At 41.0% G+C, this 17,452-nt stretch carries 16 protein-coding genes; 5 read left to right on the top strand and 11 right to left on the bottom strand.

Going from position 1 to position 17,452, the window contains the following annotated elements:
• Positions 1–58 precede the first annotated feature (58 nt).
• The 4 genes from ACIQYG_RS17070 to ACIQYG_RS17055 all read right to left on the bottom strand — a co-directional run bounded on the left by ACIQYG_RS17070 (position 59) and on the right by ACIQYG_RS17055 (position 2,731).
• Positions 59–643 (bottom strand): YppG family protein, encoded by a 585-nt coding sequence (locus ACIQYG_RS17070; protein ID WP_402840080.1) that lies wholly within the window; start codon positions 641–643, stop codon positions 59–61.
• A 77-nt stretch (positions 644–720) separates the two neighbouring features.
• Positions 721–1,089 carry a YppE family protein gene (locus ACIQYG_RS17065; RefSeq protein WP_402840077.1) on the bottom strand — a complete coding sequence of 123 codons (369 nt, stop codon included), beginning with the start codon at positions 1,087–1,089 and terminating at the stop codon, positions 721–723.
• A 69-nt stretch (positions 1,090–1,158) separates the two neighbouring features.
• On the bottom strand, positions 1,159–1,434 hold the full coding sequence (locus ACIQYG_RS17060) for a hypothetical protein (RefSeq protein ID WP_402840074.1): 276 nt from the start codon (positions 1,432–1,434) through the stop codon (positions 1,159–1,161).
• Between the two features lie 355 nt (positions 1,435–1,789).
• Complete coding sequence (locus ACIQYG_RS17055; RefSeq protein ID WP_402840072.1) at positions 1,790–2,731, bottom strand: DUF2515 family protein; 942 nt, start codon at positions 2,729–2,731, stop codon at positions 1,790–1,792.
• Positions 2,732–2,872: 141 nt separating this feature from the next.
• On the opposite strand from ACIQYG_RS17055, the gene recU reads away from it, so the two are divergent.
• Both recU and ACIQYG_RS17045 read left to right on the top strand, forming a co-directional pair.
• Positions 2,873–3,484, top strand: coding sequence for a Holliday junction resolvase RecU (recU, locus tag ACIQYG_RS17050; protein WP_402840069.1), 612 nt, complete (start codon positions 2,873–2,875; stop codon positions 3,482–3,484).
• A gap of 26 nt (positions 3,485–3,510) precedes the next feature.
• A complete protein-coding gene (locus tag ACIQYG_RS17045) occupies positions 3,511–6,270 on the top strand; it encodes a PBP1A family penicillin-binding protein (protein WP_402840066.1) in 2,760 nt (919 codons plus the stop codon).
• Positions 6,271–6,330: 60 nt separating this feature from the next.
• Here the strand turns inward: ACIQYG_RS17045 and ACIQYG_RS17040 are convergent, their stop codons facing one another.
• The 6 genes from ACIQYG_RS17040 to ACIQYG_RS17015 form a co-directional block, all read right to left on the bottom strand.
• Entirely contained in the window at positions 6,331–6,870 is a 540-nt protein-coding gene (locus tag ACIQYG_RS17040) for a YpoC family protein (protein WP_402840063.1), read from the bottom strand.
• A complete protein-coding gene (gene nth, locus ACIQYG_RS17035; protein ID WP_063593994.1) occupies positions 6,867–7,523 on the bottom strand; it encodes an endonuclease III in 657 nt (218 codons plus the stop codon). The genes ACIQYG_RS17040 and nth overlap by 4 nt, the downstream gene beginning before the upstream one ends.
• 22 nt (positions 7,524–7,545) lie before the next feature.
• Positions 7,546–8,241, bottom strand: coding sequence for a DnaD domain-containing protein (locus tag ACIQYG_RS17030; protein ID WP_402840060.1), 696 nt, complete (start codon positions 8,239–8,241; stop codon positions 7,546–7,548).
• 116 nt (positions 8,242–8,357) lie between these two features.
• Positions 8,358–9,650: an asparagine--tRNA ligase gene (gene asnS / locus ACIQYG_RS17025; protein ID WP_402840057.1), complete on the bottom strand. Its 1,293-nt coding sequence runs from the start codon at positions 9,648–9,650 to the stop codon at positions 8,358–8,360.
• Between the two features lie 262 nt (positions 9,651–9,912).
• A complete protein-coding gene (locus ACIQYG_RS17020) occupies positions 9,913–11,772 on the bottom strand; it encodes a XylR N-terminal domain-containing protein (protein WP_402840055.1) in 1,860 nt (619 codons plus the stop codon).
• 147 nt (positions 11,773–11,919) lie between these two features.
• Positions 11,920–13,449: a 4-hydroxyphenylacetate 3-hydroxylase family protein gene (locus tag ACIQYG_RS17015; RefSeq protein WP_402840052.1), complete on the bottom strand. Its 1,530-nt coding sequence runs from the start codon at positions 13,447–13,449 to the stop codon at positions 11,920–11,922.
• Between the two features lie 204 nt (positions 13,450–13,653).
• Here ACIQYG_RS17015 and ACIQYG_RS17010 point away from each other — a divergent pair, with 204 nt between their 5' ends.
• The 3 genes from ACIQYG_RS17010 to ACIQYG_RS17000 are packed head-to-tail and all read left to right on the top strand — an operon-like array spanning position 13,654 to position 15,631.
• Positions 13,654–14,442 (top strand): fumarylacetoacetate hydrolase family protein, encoded by a 789-nt coding sequence (locus ACIQYG_RS17010; protein WP_402840049.1) that lies wholly within the window; start codon positions 13,654–13,656, stop codon positions 14,440–14,442.
• Entirely contained in the window at positions 14,439–15,227 is a 789-nt protein-coding gene (locus tag ACIQYG_RS17005; protein WP_402840047.1) for a fumarylacetoacetate hydrolase family protein, read from the top strand. The genes ACIQYG_RS17010 and ACIQYG_RS17005 overlap by 4 nt, the downstream gene beginning before the upstream one ends.
• 17 nt (positions 15,228–15,244) lie before the next feature.
• Positions 15,245–15,631, top strand: coding sequence for a 5-carboxymethyl-2-hydroxymuconate Delta-isomerase (locus ACIQYG_RS17000; protein ID WP_402840044.1), 387 nt, complete (start codon positions 15,245–15,247; stop codon positions 15,629–15,631).
• A 304-nt stretch (positions 15,632–15,935) separates the two neighbouring features.
• On the opposite strand, the gene hpaB is transcribed toward ACIQYG_RS17000, so the two are convergent.
• Positions 15,936–17,408: a 4-hydroxyphenylacetate 3-monooxygenase, oxygenase component gene (gene hpaB / locus ACIQYG_RS16995; RefSeq protein ID WP_402840041.1), complete on the bottom strand. Its 1,473-nt coding sequence runs from the start codon at positions 17,406–17,408 to the stop codon at positions 15,936–15,938.
• Positions 17,409–17,452: the final 44 nt, after the last annotated feature.

The following is a 17,452-nucleotide window of genomic DNA, read 5'->3' as shown; positions in this document are numbered from 1 at the left end:
CAGACTTAAAAAAGTGGCTGGTCACTTGTAAGTCTGCTTTTCCTTTATTCACAACCATCTATGCTTTAAAGAAGCCCCCTACTCCTTTGACCATTGAAGATACTTGAGAAACTGTATTCATCATTTGTCCAGCTGTGTTCATCATCTTCGTTATATCCATGGAGCCATCTTGTGTTTTGAATTGATTCATGACCGATTTAAAACCCGATGGCTGGGGTTTTTGCATGAATTGCTGCTTAGGATATGGATTATGAGCCTGCTGCTGACTTTGCGGAGGCCTTTTAGCTGGCTGTAACGGATTGGCGAACGGACTAAAAGCTTGCGGTGGAAGATTGGACTGGATTGGTTGCATTTGTGTCATTGGCTGCATTACACTGTTGCCCGGATAAGCTCCCACAGGCATCGCCTGCTGCTGGACTGGTTGGAATGGGTGATAGGCCGCCTGCTGATAAGGATCATGATATGGCGTCATATAGCCCCCTGTATCCTGGTGATGATATGGATACATAAATGGTTGTTCAAGATTATGATTATTTGGCGGAGGATACGGCATAGGCTGTTGGTATCCTCCCCAATTTTCCGGCATTGATTGAGGAAACTGTCCTTGATTTGGGGAGATTTGGTTATAACCGGATCTCATCATGTCAATGAGCCCTCCTCTTTTTTCATTACATGGTTCTGATAATATATGAAAAAAGAGATAATAAAGTGTAGGTGTTTTTATGATAAAATCCGATCGATTTCCGTTTTTACATTATTAAGGATGAATTCAATCGACTGGACATGGCTTTTAAATCGCTTATAACTTGTTTTAGGAAAAAATGCCTGAACGGCCACATCGGAAAGGTTATGGGCGGTTTGTTCGATTTGCTCGGGGAAAAGATGCCTAAATTCGGTTTCTTTCATCCACTCCTTCATTCCGGTTTCCCATTCGATGCATACGGCCCTGACCTGATCTGCAAACGGCTTTACTTCCGAAAAGAAATCCATTTCCTTTCCTTCCTTCCGTACACCTTCATAAATATCATCCGCTTGGTCCGTATATTTAATTAATTGTTCTGTTAATAGCTGCAGTTTTTCTTTTTGCACAATATATTCCTCCGTACATTTGTTTCCCTTAGTATAATCCAGTTCTTCATAAAATGATATTCCTGCGGATTATACGTGCAATTCAGTGAAAACCTTGTGTTTTATAATTGTTTTTTCCGGAATAATGGAAAAGGAATGGTTCACACCTTCAGCATTCACCCAATAATCCTCGGCTTTCTCAATGGCTTCCTGGGCTTCATTAACTAATGTATATTGCTCCGCCCATAGTTTACACCGCACTGTATTTACAGTTTCCCCATATGAAATTTCCAAACGATCCAGGCTGGTACTGATCTCAGCTATCATCCTTAATATCTCTTCTGTTGCGACACTTTTATTGACCATGCTGATCCCTCCCATTCTTTACCTGTACTATTCTTTTTTTTATCTGAAAGCCCTTCATGACTGACAAAACTAGAAGCGAATCGGCAAAGAAAGTGCAATTCACTTAATTTATTATGCCCTTCGACAACAATGGCAGAATGAAGAATGAAGTTTTAAACAAGAATACAGACAGGAGGTGATTTTATGCAGTCGAATGAAAGCAGACAGCAAAAAAACGAAAAACGACAAAAGCCGCCCACTAAAAAGGCAGGAATGGGAAACCCGAAACTTAGTGGAGAAAACCGCCCCTCTACGTAAGACATAAATGATGAACGATAAACAGGGAAGGCTTCATCGACGCCTTCCCTGTTTCCTATTATAAAATCCATTTTTTGATTATTGCTGCCGTATGCAGCTGCTTTTGTTTATGATCATACCATTCGGTCAAATGCGGGTCTTCTTCCCATTTGGGTTCAATGAACCATTTCTTTTTAACCTTTTTTTTCATATCCCATTGCTCTGTCTCCCCTGCTTGATGATGAATCAATGGATATACTCCCCTCAGCATCGGGGTTTCATGGTACCTAGGCTTTTTTCGATATTGTTCATAATCATATCTGGCACCCGTTGGTTCAGTCCTGCAGGAAAATTCATAAAATAGCGGAAATAAATCTTCAGAAAATAAAAGCCCCGCCAATCTTTTCCCCAATTCAATCCTTTTATCGATATTCCTAAAATGCGAAACGGACGAGCCATACAGTTCTCCATTGCAAGTAGGAAATAAAACGGTGCTAAAATGCATCCAGTCCTGCAGGAAAAATAATAGAGAATGAAAAACGAAGGATTGCTTTTTAATAACCGGTTCTTCAATGATGTTTTGTTCATTTATGATAAGCGCAGTGACTAATTTTTCACGATTTCCATGTTTCCAAAAGGAATACCATTCGTTCTTCATGAATTTGGTAATAAAAAAATAATGACATAAGTGAAACAATGGACGTCCATACTTCGTCGAATAATGATAGAGAAGCAATTGCGGATACGCATCTTGGAATATTCTCCAGTTGGCTTCTTCATACGTTAGGAATAAGTGATGCCTGTATTTAAGGCCAAGTAAATCGGAAAACCAAATCCCTTCAAGATCACACATATTCCAGCCTGCATTCCTGGAAACCATCCCAGCTAAAAAAGACCATTGTATTTCTGGATGGATTCTGAAAAATTGTTCATATGCTTTTGTTCTTGATATATTATCCCTATTCCCTTTTGCAGTTTGGGCTTTTATGGATTGGAGCAATTGCTTTTCCGTCTTTAACATTCGCATCTAGCCTTTCTATAGCGATGAATTGTGACATATAGTTGTACATAAATCCTATCGTTCTAAGAAACAATTCTTTTTATTCACATATTGGATTCTTTTTTTGCTAATATAGATAAGTGAAAAAAAGGAGGGGTAAAAGTGGCATTTCATTATCCCAACGGACGAAGATTTGTACCGCAGGCTATGGAAGAAAAGAAAAGTCCACTAAAAAAAATCAGTTACAGCAACCGGGGAAAAACATTGGAAGACGATTTGAACGAAACCAATCAGTATTATTTAGCACACGGCATTGCCGTCATCCATAAAAAACCGACACCCATTCAAATTGTCGATGTCCACTATCCGAAAAGAAGTGCTGCTGTCATTAAAGAAGCTTATTTCAAACAAGCATCGACCACCGATTATAATGGTGTTTATAAAGGAAAGTACATTGATTTTGAGGCAAAGGAAACGAAAAACAGCAGTTCGTTCCCGCTGAAGAATTTTCATGACCATCAAATTGAACATATGAAGCATATCGTTCAGCATGACGGAATTGCGTTTGTCATCATCCGGTTTTCCGCAATGGATGATATATATCTAATGAGTTCCGAACAACTGAGTTTTTATTGGAAGAGAATGAAAGAAGGCGGACGCAAATCTATAACTCTTCAAGAGGTTGAAAACAGTTCACGAAAGATTACTCTTGGCTTTCAACCGAGAATTGACTATATTAAAGTAGTAGATTCGCTCATCTCAGAAAATTTTTAGTTTTTTAGAAAGGCAGGTTAGCTGTAATGGCTGAAAAATATAATACTAGAGAAGAACGCCGAAAGCAGGGGCAGACTCAAAAAAAGGGACAGAAGAATGGTCCTAAAAAGCCAACCAATATGCTTAAGCGGATTTTCCTTATACTTGTTACAATCGGAATAATTGGCCTGGTTGCCGGAGGAGCAGCAATGGCTTACTTTATAAGCGACGCTCCAGAACTTGACGAAAAGCTTTTGAAAGATCCGGTCACATCCAAGATTCTCGATGAAAATGGTAAATTGCTTGCTGAAATCGGAAAGGAAAACCGGGATTATGTAAATTATGAAGACATACCCGATCTTGTCGAAGAAGCTTTCCTGGCAACGGAAGATTCCCGCTTTTATGAGCACCACGGGGTCGATTTCTTACGTCTGGGCAGTGCCGTCATAGCCAACTTCAAAAACGGATTCGGCTCAGAGGGTGCAAGTACATTGACCCAGCAGGTCATCAAGCGTTCTTATTTAACGCCTGATAAGACCATTAAAAGGAAAGTCCAGGAAATGTGGCTATCCATACAGCTTGAAAGAAAATATACAAAAGAAGAAATTTTCGAAATGTATGTGAATAAGATTTTCTTTGCAAACCGTGCCAACGGGATCTTAACTGCATCGCAAACTTATTATGGAAAAGATCTTAACGAATTGAAATTGAACGAAGCGGCCATGCTTGTAGGATTACCGCAAAGCCCAAGCAGGTATGACCCGTATAAATACCCTGAACGTGCGAAGGAACGCCGTGATATTGTCCTGCACTTAATGAATAAACATGGATATATCACTGAAACGGAAATGAAAAATGCACAAAGCATCGATATAACAGAAGGACTTCAAGAAATCGATAAGAGCCAAATCGATACCACCGCATACGATGCATTCATCGATTTGGTAATTGAGGAAGTCGGAGATATGGGTGACTATAACGTATTTACCGATGGTTTGGAAATCCAAACGACCATTGATAAAGATGCCCAAGAATATGTTTATAACATGTTGAACAGTGATGAAATCATCAATTATCCAAGTGAAGATCTCCAAGCTGGTGTCACATTACTCGATACAGAAACTGGTGAAATTAAAGCAGTGGGCGGCGGCAGGAACACGACGGTTAAACGCGGCTGGAATTATGCAACGGATGCCAAGCGATCACCTGGTTCTACCATTAAGCCGATTCTGGATTACGGTCCTGCCGTGGAATATTTAAATTGGTCCACCTACCACCAAATCAAGGATGAGGAATACACTTACAGTAATGGAACACCGCTTAAAAATGCTTCCGGACGACATTATGGCACTGTAACGACTCGCGAAGCACTGGCACGGTCATTAAATATTCCTGCCTTAAAAACGCTTCAAGCAGTCGGCTTGGACCGGGCACGTGATTTTGCCACTGATCTTGGCATTCCTTTCGACAAGGAAATTACCGAATCGGCAGCATTGGGGGGCGGTAAGGATGTCTCTACGCTTGAACTTGCCGGTGCATACAGTTCATTCGGAAACAATGGTATTTATAATGAACCGCATAGTGTGAAAAAGATTGTTTTACGTGATAAAACAACCATCAAAAACAAGACGGAATCAAAACCGGTCATGAAAGATTCGACAGCTTTCATCGTGACGGACATGTTGAAAAGCGTCATGAAAGAAGCTTATGGAACTGGAAGGTTAGCCAATATACCTAGCCTCCCGGTAGCCGGTAAGACCGGGTCAACCAATTTCACGCCTGAACAGCGTGCAAAGAACAACATCCCATCTTCCGGTGTAAAGGATAGCTGGATGGCAGGTTATACAACCAATTATACAGTCGCAGTTTGGGCTGGTTATGATAACGCATCTGGTGAGAAAATGGAATATCTGGGTGAATCATCTCAAAGAATCCCTAAATACATCTTTAAGAATTTAATGGAACATATGGCCCAATCAAAAGAAACGAAAGACTTTGATCAACCTGACAGTGTTGTGAAGGTCGGAGTCATCAAAGGTTCGAATCCAGCTGTTAAAGCCAATGAATATACACCAAGCAGTAAAATCACTTATGAATATTATGTTAAAGGTCACGAGCCTACACAAGTGACGACAGAATATGAAAAAATCGACTCTCCTGGCATTAACGCTTCTTACAACCAGGAAAGCAATGAAATCAATCTATCATGGTCATATCCTAAAGGTAATGGGAATACCCAATTCGAGGTTAAGATGTCCGTTGACGGCGGAGCACAGAGCGTATTGAAAAAATCGAAGGATACTAGTTTAACGATCCCTAATCCAACACCTGGAAGTAAATATACTTTCTCAGTGGTAGCTTTAGTGGATAACCAACAAAGTGATCCTGCAAGTACATCTGTCAAAATACCTGCTGTAGCGGAAGTCCCTGAGGATACTGAGGACGTGGAAATTGAAGATCCGGCCGAAGGTGAGGATACGGAACAAGAAACCCCTCCTGAAGGCGAAGAAGATAAACAAGATGAAGACAAAAATAACAATGCCGAAAACGGTAATAACGACAATAACGGCAATGATGGCAATGGCAACAATGATAATAATGGTAATAATAATGGTAATGGTAATGGTAATGGCAATGGTAATGGCAATGGCAACAACACGGATGACGGAAATGGCAATAAGGGTGATGAGGACGTCGAAGGCGGGGATGATACCACTGACCCTGGTACGGTAGAAGAGGAAAAACCAGTCGAGACCCCTGATCCCGACCCTAACCCGGACCCAGATCCAAACAAAGATACGGAATAAATATATATAAAGATTGACTTAAAAAAACGTCTAAGCTTTTGGCTTAGACGTTTTTTTGGCTTAGACGTTTTTTTGGCTGTTCTTATTTTTGATCATGAACTTCACATATTGTTTTTCAAATTCCCGGAACAACTCACTAAGCTGTCTATAAGAATGAAAAAAAGCGGGTCTTGCAAGGATGAAGGAAAGCCTTTCATCCAAGTTCACCGGAATATTGTTAAAGGATTGTATGTGGAAGCGGAAATCATTCAATACCACTGGCTTCCCATGCATCCAGAAGACTGCGGTTAAAAATAAACCGATCCCCTGCTTCACGAGTCCCAAAGTCTGTCCCGCTTTTCGCTCAGAAAATAGCAAACTGCATTCCGAATCAATTCCCTTCCATCTCTCCAGCAGTTCCTTTACATGCATTGCCCCCTTTGTCCAAGGAGCATACGCCTCTACATTATTATAATAAAGTAACTCATACGGGAAAGCCTCGAATGGAATCGTTTCACTCCAACCTGCATATCGTTCTTTTTCCAAGATGGTTTCCTTTTCAGGAAAAAACAAATGATGGTCCAATTCTTCAGGAACTTTTAATGATATGGGCTGTGTCAATTGGCTTCTTTCCTTTTCATTCTTTTTTTTCCTTCACGGCATAATTCGAGAAGCGGGCAGGTTTCACATCTTGGTGACTGTGCCTTGCAATGATAGCGTCCAAAGAATATCAGGCGGTGATGCGTAACGGACCATTCATCCTTTGGTATCTTAGCCATCAACGTTTTCTCAACATCGAGGACACTATCCTTCCAACGGCATAAACCCAAGCGCTTGGAAACACGCTCTACATGGGTATCCACAGCGATCGCTGGCACATCAAAAGCAACAGAAACGACCACATTCGCCGTCTTTCTGCCAACGCCAGGCAATTTAACAAGCTCATCACGATCTCTCGGAACTTCCTTACCGTATTCTTCGATCAGCATGCGCGACAGCTTTTGTATATTCTTAGCCTTGTTACGAAACAAACCGATTGAGCGAATGTCATTTTCCAACTCTTCTATCGGAACGCTTATGTAATCCTCAGGCGTTTTATATTTCTGAAATAAATCCTTCGTCACTTTATTGACTAATACATCCGTACACTGAGCTGACAGGGCAACAGCAACCACCAATTCAAATGGATTGGAGTGATTCAGCTCACAATGGGCATCCGGAAACATTTCACCCATCGTATCCAGACAATATCGAATTTGAGCTTTATTCAACATATTGGTTCTCCTTCAATTTACATTACTGCTCGAGCCAATTATAGAAAGGCACATCTTTCAATGGTTGTGCAGTTTCCATCTTTCGGTCCCTCTTTTGATGAACTCTAAATTTTTGTCCTTGCTCCCTTGCCTGTTCCAAGGTTTTAATTCCATTCTTTTTCCACTCGAATAAAATTCGATCAATATATCGGAAATTCAATTTTCCGGAAATGACAGACTCCCTCAGAGCTGACTTAATGATTTCAGGTTGATGGTCATCCTCCATCCACATTGCCAATGTCTCACATTCAAATGGAGATAAAGGGCGGCCGAACTCCTGTTCAAAAATCGTATAAAGGCTCTCCCCCGCTTTTTGGATTTCAGCAGACTCTGACTGTTTCAAAGTTTTCAAGAAACAGTCCATCATTTTTTCATAAAGTGGAGACAACGAATATTTTTCCTGGCCGATTTCTTGGCTCCCCTCAACCACCATTTCCACAAATCCCCTTTGGACCAAGCGCTGGATCAAGAATAGACATTCCGTTTCCTGCAATGTCATTCGGTCAGAAAGTTGGGATGGTGCAGGGAAATGGTTACCTTTATCGATGAAGCTTTGCAATTGTAATAATAGGACCATTTCTTGTTCATTCAGTCCCATTGTACTATAGTTAGTCAACAAAAAGGATGGAATCGTTATCGTTCCTTCCTTAAACCACGCATATAAATGTTCTTTATTCATGTTTTTGGACACCTCTGATTTAGTATAACATGAATACGGCTCTCCGAATAAGTTTATAATTTTAACAAAAAACGGTTATCTGCCAAAAATGGCAAGATAACCGCTTCATTACGGAATCAAGGATATAATCGATTTAATAAACGTGGGAACGGGATGGTTTCACGGACATGCTCGACTCCACTGATCCATGCTACGGTGCGTTCTAATCCCAAACCGAAGCCTGAATGCGGTACAGATCCATATTTTCTTAATTCCATATACCACTTGTAAGCATCTTCGCTCAAGCCATGCTCATTGATTCTCTGTTCAAGCAATTCCTGATCATGAATCCGCTCTGAACCGCCAATTATTTCTCCATATCCTTCCGGAGCGATCAAATCGGCACAAAGAACGACTTCTTCCCTGTCAGGATCTGGCTGCATATAAAAAGGTTTGATTTTGGTTGGGTAATGAGTTATGAAAACGGGCTTATCATAACTTTCCGCTATCGCAGTTTCATGCGGAGCTCCAAAATCATCACCCCATTGAATATCATCAAATCCTTGTTCATGAAGGAACTTAATGGCTTCATCATATGTAATACGCGGGAAAGGAGCTTGGATTTGTTCAAGCTTCGCTGTATCACGGCCTAGTGTATTCAACTCAAGCTGACAGTTTTTCAATACGGATTGAATGATGGAAGAAACGAATTTCTCCTGGACCTCCAGGTTTTCTCTAAATTCGATAAAAGCCATTTCTGGTTCAATCATCCAGAACTCGATTAAGTGTCGTCTTGTTTTCGATTTTTCTGCCCTGAAGGTAGGACCAAAGGAAAATACCTTCCCAAGTGCCATGGCAGCCGCTTCCATATAGAGCTGACCACTTTGTGAAAGGTAAGCATCCTCATCAAAGTATTTAGTCGCGAACAATTCACTCGTTCCCTCTGGTGCGCTTCCAGTTAAAATTGGGGGATCCACTTTAACGAAACCTTCTTCATTAAAGAATTCATATGTAGCACGGATTATTTCATTCCGGATTTTCATGACTGCATGCTGCCGTTTTGAACGCAGCCACAAATGGCGGTTATCCATTAAAAATTCAGGACCATGCGCTTTAGGTGTAATTGGATAATCCAATGATTCATGAATGATTTCAATATCTTTCACCTGTAACTCAAAACCGAACGGCGAGCGTTCATCCTTTTGAATGACACCTGTTACATACAAGGATGACTCTTGCGAAACCGATTTCGCACGAGCGAAAATCTCTTCACCCACTTCAGCTTTCACGACCACCCCTTGAATAAAACCGGAGCCATCACGTATTTGAAGGAAAGCAATTTTCCCACTGGACCGTTTGCTGGCAAGCCAGCCTCCAATGGTTACTTCTTGATCGACGAATTTGCTAGCATCTTTTATTGTAATTTTCACGGAATTTACCTCCAAAAATAACTTAACTTACTAATGAATTTACTCTACTTATTATACCCATAGCCCTGCTTACAAGCAAATAAATCAATTGAAGCGGAGGTTCCATGCCTTTTATATCATTCTTAATATGTTTTTGTTGTGTATTCACCAAATTGCATGGTAGATTACTATTCACTAACGCCCATGCTCTTATTACAGCAAAATCATCTCGGTATATGTTATTGATCGACATTTCCATTTCCTTACAAATAATTGGATCCAATCAACGAATGGTAATCAATTTCGCCGTTAACAGGGTTTCAATTGATGCATATAATTGAAAAGCACTTTTAGGGTTTCTTATTTGGCAGGAAAGAAGCTCTTCAAGTCTTTTGATCCGATAGCGTAAACCACTCATTGAAATGTTCAATTCTTTCATACTGCATTCAAGATTTCCACCGCATTGGAGAAATACATAAAGCGTTTTCAATAATTCATTCATTTTGGGGTCATCTTCCATCAATAACGGACCCAGCATTTTCTCAGCTTTTTTCAGTACCGCCGGATTACTCCCAGTATGCATTAAAATGGATAAAAGATCGACTTCTTCAAATTTGATAATATCCCGAGTTCCTTCATTCATATTCAAAGCGGTTAAAGCTTCTTGAAAAACCTCGTGAGCCCGTTCCAATTCATCACTTATTGTACCAAGTCCCATTTTAAAGTTATATCCGCTGAAAACAGTATATAAATGATCGATGCATTCCTTGGTTCGGAATTGGAATTCATTCCCTGGACTCAACGGTATAAGCAATACGATATTGCCATCCCTTAATGCTGTTAGGACGACTTGATTCCGCTTTTTAAAGAAACTATAAATCTCTTCGATGATTTTCTGCTGAATGAAATAGTCATTCTCTGTCCCCCGATTGGAGGAAAAGCGGTAGCCCAGCACCGCAATTGTGAAAAGATGATCCAATGAAGCGTCTAAATACAGGCTTTTTTTGATAATTTCTTCTTTAGAAGTAAACTCCCCATTTAATATTTGTTCAAGAAATAAGCCTTTTACCCTTCCAAGCGCTTCAAAACTGCTTTTCTCATTTAAGAGGAATAAGGAACCAGTCATGGACACCCTCTCAAGGATCATTCGATTGATTTCCAGGTTCGTTTTACCTGCAACTCGATCAGGTTGCACGAAGGCACAATAGCCGTATGTTTTATTTTGTAATGTAATGGGAGTATAAAGCAGCTCCATCCCATCTTTCACGATTCTTCCGGTCTCCAAAATGACAGGACCATTTTCCCTCATTAGTTTAAGCTGATTCCTGACATCCTCTGCCTTCAATTTGTGAAACCCAGCATGATAAACCTGATCGTTATTGAAATTCTCCATCAACAAAGGTATTTTTGTTTTCTGATAAACCATCCTCACTATCGATTGAAGGCTTCTTCCGTTAATCAACTCTTCTGTCAGCAAATTATGAATATCCATCACTGTTGACAAACTATTGCGTTCCTCCAGCAGCTTTTCATATGTTACGGCAAGCTCTTGAACAATCGGTTTGGTTTTATAATATTTCAACTCATCCTGAATCTCCATGCCCCATAAATGTATCGATTTACCTTCGTATCTGCACTCTGAATGCCCTGCTCCCTTACAGGCGCTTTCCTTAAAAATTACTTCATGACCGCAGACCGTTGAATAAAATCCACTTGCATAACCCGTCAATGTATAACAGACTGGCTTTTCCGCGATTCCAGTCTGGGTGATATGTTCCTCTGCCTCATAGGAATTCACCCAAACCCCTTCCACCTTTACAGAGTGTACATCGGCTCGACCATCCATCGATAATTCCAGTTTCGTCGTATTGACTTTTGTATAACCTTGCAGCATATGTAATATGGGGCCTTGTCTCAATATCTCCTTTATCGTTGTCAAATTCCCTTTTAGTGCCTTTTTAGCATCATTGACTCCGATATTCCAGCCATAACGTATTAAAAAAGACTTCATTCTTTCAAATCCAATATTCTCGATCAGGTCCTTTCTTAAAGTACCGAAAATTGAAGAGGAGGTCAGGATCATCCTCTCATCATTTAAATGAATTTCACCTTCATCATTCTTAAGATTCAAAAGATTCGTCATGATTCCCCCCGGCTTTCCTTTTACATAATATTATACTTTTTCCACACCTTACCTATCAAGGTAAATGTAAACGCATTCATATCATGCAGTGGCGGAAAAACCGGTGGGGTCGATACATACCATTCTTTTCACGTTTTCTTAAACAGTTTAATTCATTCGGAGCTGAATCAAATCATTAATGCCTTCATCTTCATTTATCCACTTATCATTTGTCCAGCCATTAAGGTCATAATCGTCCATTGCCAAGTCCACAAAAGCTTTGAATTTATCCGATTGTCCATTAGAATCAGCCATTTTCATGGTTTCAAGCCTAATATTTTCATGGTTGCCCGCATAATTGATTTCATATAACTCATTCCTGCCACCAAATTCCGTTCCGATGGAATCCCAGATAAGTTTCATCAGTTTTACCCTTTCCACTGCCGAAACCCCACCTGAACCCTTATAATATTTATCGAGATACGGACGGACCTCAGGGTTTAAAAAATCCTTGGAGCTTGATGGGAGTTGAATGAGATTACCTGCTACAACCTGTTCAAATATCTGTTTCACCTTTGGCCAAACCAAAGGTGCGAACACCCTATAAGCAGTTGCATATGTGCTATTGGGCAGAACAGTGCCATTCGGCCCTTCCATCGGGTCTGTAGCCATCGCTGTCGAGATTGCCCAAAACATATTCCTGTAAGCAAGCACTTCCCCGATATTGGCCTGCACTCCCCTAAATTGATTCGTTCCTGCCATTTCCGTAGCCTTCATCAGAAGCCCAGCCATAAAGTCCAATTTCACCGCATAGCGTGTGCAGCCATGAAATGTATATCGATTCATCCACCCAGTCTTGGATCTAAATCCATTTGCAATTTCCACATTATTATAGGCGAATACATTCTCCCACGGCACGAATACATGATCAAGGACGATGACTGCGTCATTTTCGTCGAACCGGCTAGAAAGCGGGTAATCGAAAGGAGTGCCTGTCTTGGCAGCCGTTTCTTCAAAAGACTGTCTGCTGATCATTTTTAATCCTGGCGCATTCATCGGCACAAAGAAAATCAAGGCATGGCTTCTATCACCTTCCCCAAGATCGACAGGAGAATAATTCGCGACGAAATTATAATTCGTAAGTGCTGCAGAGGTTCCGACCATTTTGGCTCCGCTTACAATTATTCCATCATCCCGCTCTTCCACCGTACGTACAAATACCTCTTTATTTTCATGTAGCGGTTTATTCCTGTCCATTGCCGGATTTATAATTGTATGGTTACAGAAAGGAACGTCCCTTGTGGTTTTTTCATACCATCTTTTCGCATTATCCTCAAACCCCTTATAAAAATCGCTATACGGTCCCAATGATCCTGTAAATGCAGCTTTGTAATCAGGGGTACGACCCATGAAACCATAGCTTAACTTAGACCATTGTGCTATGGCATCCCTTGCTTCAAGCAGCTCTGTTGCGTTCTTTGAGGCCTTGAAGAACTTATGGGTAGTATGACCTTCATCTGTCTTAGCCGTTAAAATCCGTGCAGTATCCGGATCATGAAGAGCATCATATAGCTGGGCAATTGACCTGGCAGAATTGCGATATGCTGGGTGCGTCGTCACATCATCTACCTTATCACAGTTCAAGAATACCCTTCGTCCATCTCGTAAACTTTCTAAATACTCTTTGCCATTCATCATCGGAACATCCCCCATTCACATCTTTCAATTTGAATTCCTAGCTTCATACTAACTAAATGTTCAAGGCATTTTTCTGTTGAAACTCATCTTTTTTCTAACATTTTTTGTCTAATTATACTGAATAATCTAAATATGTTGAACTTAAACAAAAAATCATATACGATATCATATATGATTAATTATAAATTCAAGGGGTGGGTATCCATGGCAAAAGCAAGAGTGAAACTTCAAAAGTCAGATTATTCGGAAGAAATGGAAATACTGTCGAACCGCTATATATTAATGAACGGTGATAAGTATGAGATATCACAAATCAAGTTGGATAACCCTATTTCAGGAACGGTATATGGAGCATTATTAAACTATAAAGGATCATTGGAAGCATTGAAGGGTAAGGTCGACCATCCTCCTTATAATGAACCTCCTAAAGGGCCGATACTTTATATTAAACCCAGAAACACGTTTTCTTTTTTTTCAAATCCAGTTCCCCTTCCAACCGGCGTACCTGAATTGGAAATCGGGGCCGCACTTGGAATAGTAATCAGTAAAACGGCCACAAGAGTCAAGAAAGAAAAAGCATCGGATTATATAGAAGGTTTTACGATCGCCAATGATATTAGCATTCCGCATGAAAGCGTTTTCCGTCCTGCTATCCGCCATAAAGCCCGTGATGGATTTTGCCCGATCGGTCCATGGGTCGTATCCAAGGATTCCATCTCCAACCCCGATTCTTTAGGAATTCGTGTATATATTAATGGAGAGCTACGACAAGAAAATTCAACTTCAAATCTAATCCGCTCCATATCCCGCCTTATTGAAGATGTAACGGACTTCATGACTTTGAGTACGGGTGACGTCCTTCTAGTTGGAGTTCCTGAGAATGCACCGCTGGCCAAAGCAGATGATCATGTCAGGATAGAAATAGACGAAATCGGTTATTTGGAAAATAAGATCATTTCCGAGGAAAAATTATCACTGGAGGGGATATTATGAAGAGAGCACGTGTAGCCTATGCAGGTGCTGTACATCCAGCAAGTGAATATTATGGCCAGCTGCAATTGGCGGATGGCAGGCTTGTCAAAGAGCAGGACGTTGTCTGGCTTCCCCCGGTGGAACCACGAACTGTCTTCGCGCTTGGCTTGAATTATGCAGACCATGCGAAGGAACTTGCTTTTAAAGCCCCGGAAGAACCCCTTGCGTTCTTAAAAGGTCCCAATACATTCATCGGCCACCGGGGACAGACAAGACGGCCTGCTGATGCAGCTTATATGCATTATGAATGTGAACTGGCAGTCGTCATAGGTAAAAAGGCGAAGAACATAAAAAAGGAAGAAGCCTTTAAGTATGTAAGTGGATATACGATTGCAAATGATTATGCAATACGGGATTACCTGGAGAATTACTACCGACCTAACTTAAAGGTCAAAAATCGCGATACCTGCACCCCCATTGGTCCTTGGCTCGTCGATGCCGAAGATATTCCAGATCCTTCGAATCTTGCTATCAAAACTTACGTCAACGGAAAATTGACTCAGCAAGGCAACACGAAAGACATGATTTTCAGCATTGCAGATTTAATTGAATATTTCAGCAGCTTCATGACATTGAGTCCAGGCGATATCATATTGACAGGTACACCTGAAGGCTTGGCGGATACTGCTGTAGGCGATGAAATCATCACTGAAATTGAAGGCATCGGAAAACTCGTTAGCACAATAGTAGGTGACGATATATTTACAGAAGGCGAAGATCGGCCGCATCTAAAAATCCACAAATAAAGGAAGGGACTAATCATATGCCTCATATTATTATTGAATATACGGATAATATCAAAGATGAAATCCAGATTGACGGCTTATTAAAGAAGGTGAATGATGTACTGATATCCTATCCTTCCATCTTTCCAATTGGCGGCATTCGATCCCGGGCCATCGAATTGAAGCATTATCGTGTTGCCGATGGTACAGAGGATGATGCCTTTGTTCATGCCATACTAAAAATTGGAGCTGGACGCCAGAACAGTGATAAAACCAAAGTATGTGACCATCTATTCGAAACGATGGAGTCCCATTTGGCATCCCTCTTTTCAAAAAGATTTCTTGCCCTCTCCATGGAACTTACGGAATTCAGTGATTTTGGCACATATAAAAAGAATAATATCCATGATCGATATAATAAATGAACAAGATTTCATATTTAAAGGCCTTCCACATCATCGGGAAGGCCTTTAAATTAGGCACTTTTCATAAAGATTGTTGTTTTTAAAACGAAACTATTTAAGATTGATTGGAGCGGAAGTGTGAGACTCCTGCGGGAGCAGCGGGACAGGTGAGACCCCACAGGCGTTTACGCCGAGGAGGCTCACCGCCCGCCCCGCGGAAAGCGAGCATCTGGAGGGGAAATCAACCACACCGCACTACTTGTAAATAGCAACAAAGTATGTGAAAACAGCCTTAAATTAAAATCTTTTGCCACTGCTACCTGGCTCAGTTGATTTCTGCAAGGTTTTCAGTACGGTTCAAGAACTCTTTGACACGGTCCACATATTCCTGTTTATCATATCCGTTATATAAAGCGCTTGCCATACGGACCGGATCCCCAAAAAAGAATCTTTCGTACAGCGTTTGCCTGGATCCAAATGAACTCATGCATACATCCCATGCGAGACGATACAATTTAACCCTGTCATACGCTCCACCATTCGCGGCTTGAAGATATTTATCCAAATCCGGTCGAAGCTCCGAATTGAAATCAGCTTCATTTGGTATCGCCATTAAGCCACTAGCTCCAAGAAGCTGCATTATTTCACTGAATCTAGGGTAGATCTTCGGATAATAATTCCGGGCTATGTTTAACGGTGTGAAATCGGGAGTCATCATTCCCCACTTATCCACTTTTGCGTTTGCCTCCGAAGCTGTAATGAAAGCCTTTACCGTTTCAAGCGCTATGATGACTTCCGAGATTTTCTCCTGAACATGCTGGTATTGCCCGATATTGATGGTTTCCACCATAAGCTGCAAAATCCCCAGAATGAACTCGGTTTTGGCGATATTCTTCGATACCACCTGATGGGTCATATGAACAACTGCATTGCTTTCATTATAGGCCTGGTTGCAAATGCTTACATCCCCATATGCAAATACCCGATTCCAAGGTACGACTACATCATCAAAAACGATAATCGTATCCATCTCCTCAAATCTTGAACCAAGGGGATGGTCAAAATGTGATTTGCCATAGTCGAATGATTCACGACAGATGAATTTCAACCCTGGTGTATTATTTGGTATGGAGAATGCGAATGCATAAGGGTTTTCTTCTTCTGATTGTTTTAGCAATGTTGAAGGGAAAACCATGATTTCATCCGTGATTCCTCCTTGTGTAGCTAATAATCTGGCACCCTTTATAATAAGTCCTTCTGAATTCTTGCCTGCAATCCGTGCAGCGATGTAAGGATCCGGAAGCTTTGCGGCACTAACTCCCCTATTAACCTGGGGTTGAATCAGGGTATGTGTCAACGACAAATCCTTTTCCCGGCAGAGCTCATAATAATCTTTCATATTTTTGGCAAATGCCGAATCCTGAGTGCCGAACATATCAGCTGCAGTACCGTACGCCATCATCCCACTGTTGATATAGTCAGGGGAACGTCCCATCATTCCATTATTATGTCTTGCCCATTCTTGAATCATTTTCCTCCTTTTTTCAAGGTCTTCCTTAGTCCGCGGCTGCATGAATGAGGTCCCTACTCTTTCGTTTGAGGTTGGTGAAATATAAGTCATGATGTCATTTTTTGCGGAATCATGCTGCAAATCATATAATTCGGCCTGTGTTTTCATGACCCCTTTAAAAGCTGGGTGTTGACTGATCTTATCTTTTACTTGCTCCCCGTTGATCCATACATTCGCCTTTGCTTTGTCCACCCTATCGATATATTCTTTACCTGTTTTAGCCGGCATGCTTACATCCCCCTTAGTATCAATGTAAAGAAGCGCTTACAATT

Source organism: Peribacillus sp. NPDC096622, assembly GCF_044762665.1.
Lineage (GTDB): Bacteria > Bacillota > Bacilli > Bacillales > DSM-1321 > Peribacillus > Peribacillus frigoritolerans_B.
This window is presented reverse-complemented; position numbering and strand designations above follow the sequence as displayed.

Coding starts and splice junctions, on each gene's coding strand:
- ACIQYG_RS17070 (WP_402840080.1), bottom strand. CDS start 643: ATGATGAGATCCGGTTATAACCAAATCTCCCCAAATCAAGGACAGTTT.
- ACIQYG_RS17060 (WP_402840074.1), bottom strand. CDS start 1,434: ATGGTCAATAAAAGTGTCGCAACAGAAGAGATATTAAGGATGATAGCT.
- ACIQYG_RS17055 (WP_402840072.1), bottom strand. CDS start 2,731: ATGTTAAAGACGGAAAAGCAATTGCTCCAATCCATAAAAGCCCAAACT.
- ACIQYG_RS17045 (WP_402840066.1), top strand. CDS start 3,511: ATGGCTGAAAAATATAATACTAGAGAAGAACGCCGAAAGCAGGGGCAG.
- nth (WP_063593994.1), bottom strand. CDS start 7,523: ATGTTGAATAAAGCTCAAATTCGATATTGTCTGGATACGATGGGTGAA.
- ACIQYG_RS17030 (WP_402840060.1), bottom strand. CDS start 8,241: ATGAATAAAGAACATTTATATGCGTGGTTTAAGGAAGGAACGATAACG.
- ACIQYG_RS17020 (WP_402840055.1), bottom strand. CDS start 11,772: ATGACGAATCTTTTGAATCTTAAGAATGATGAAGGTGAAATTCATTTA.
- ACIQYG_RS17015 (WP_402840052.1), bottom strand. CDS start 13,449: ATGATGAATGGCAAAGAGTATTTAGAAAGTTTACGAGATGGACGAAGG.
- ACIQYG_RS17010 (WP_402840049.1), top strand. CDS start 13,654: ATGGCAAAAGCAAGAGTGAAACTTCAAAAGTCAGATTATTCGGAAGAA.
- ACIQYG_RS17005 (WP_402840047.1), top strand. CDS start 14,439: ATGAAGAGAGCACGTGTAGCCTATGCAGGTGCTGTACATCCAGCAAGT.
- ACIQYG_RS17000 (WP_402840044.1), top strand. CDS start 15,245: ATGCCTCATATTATTATTGAATATACGGATAATATCAAAGATGAAATC.
- hpaB (WP_402840041.1), bottom strand. CDS start 17,408: ATGCCGGCTAAAACAGGTAAAGAATATATCGATAGGGTGGACAAAGCA.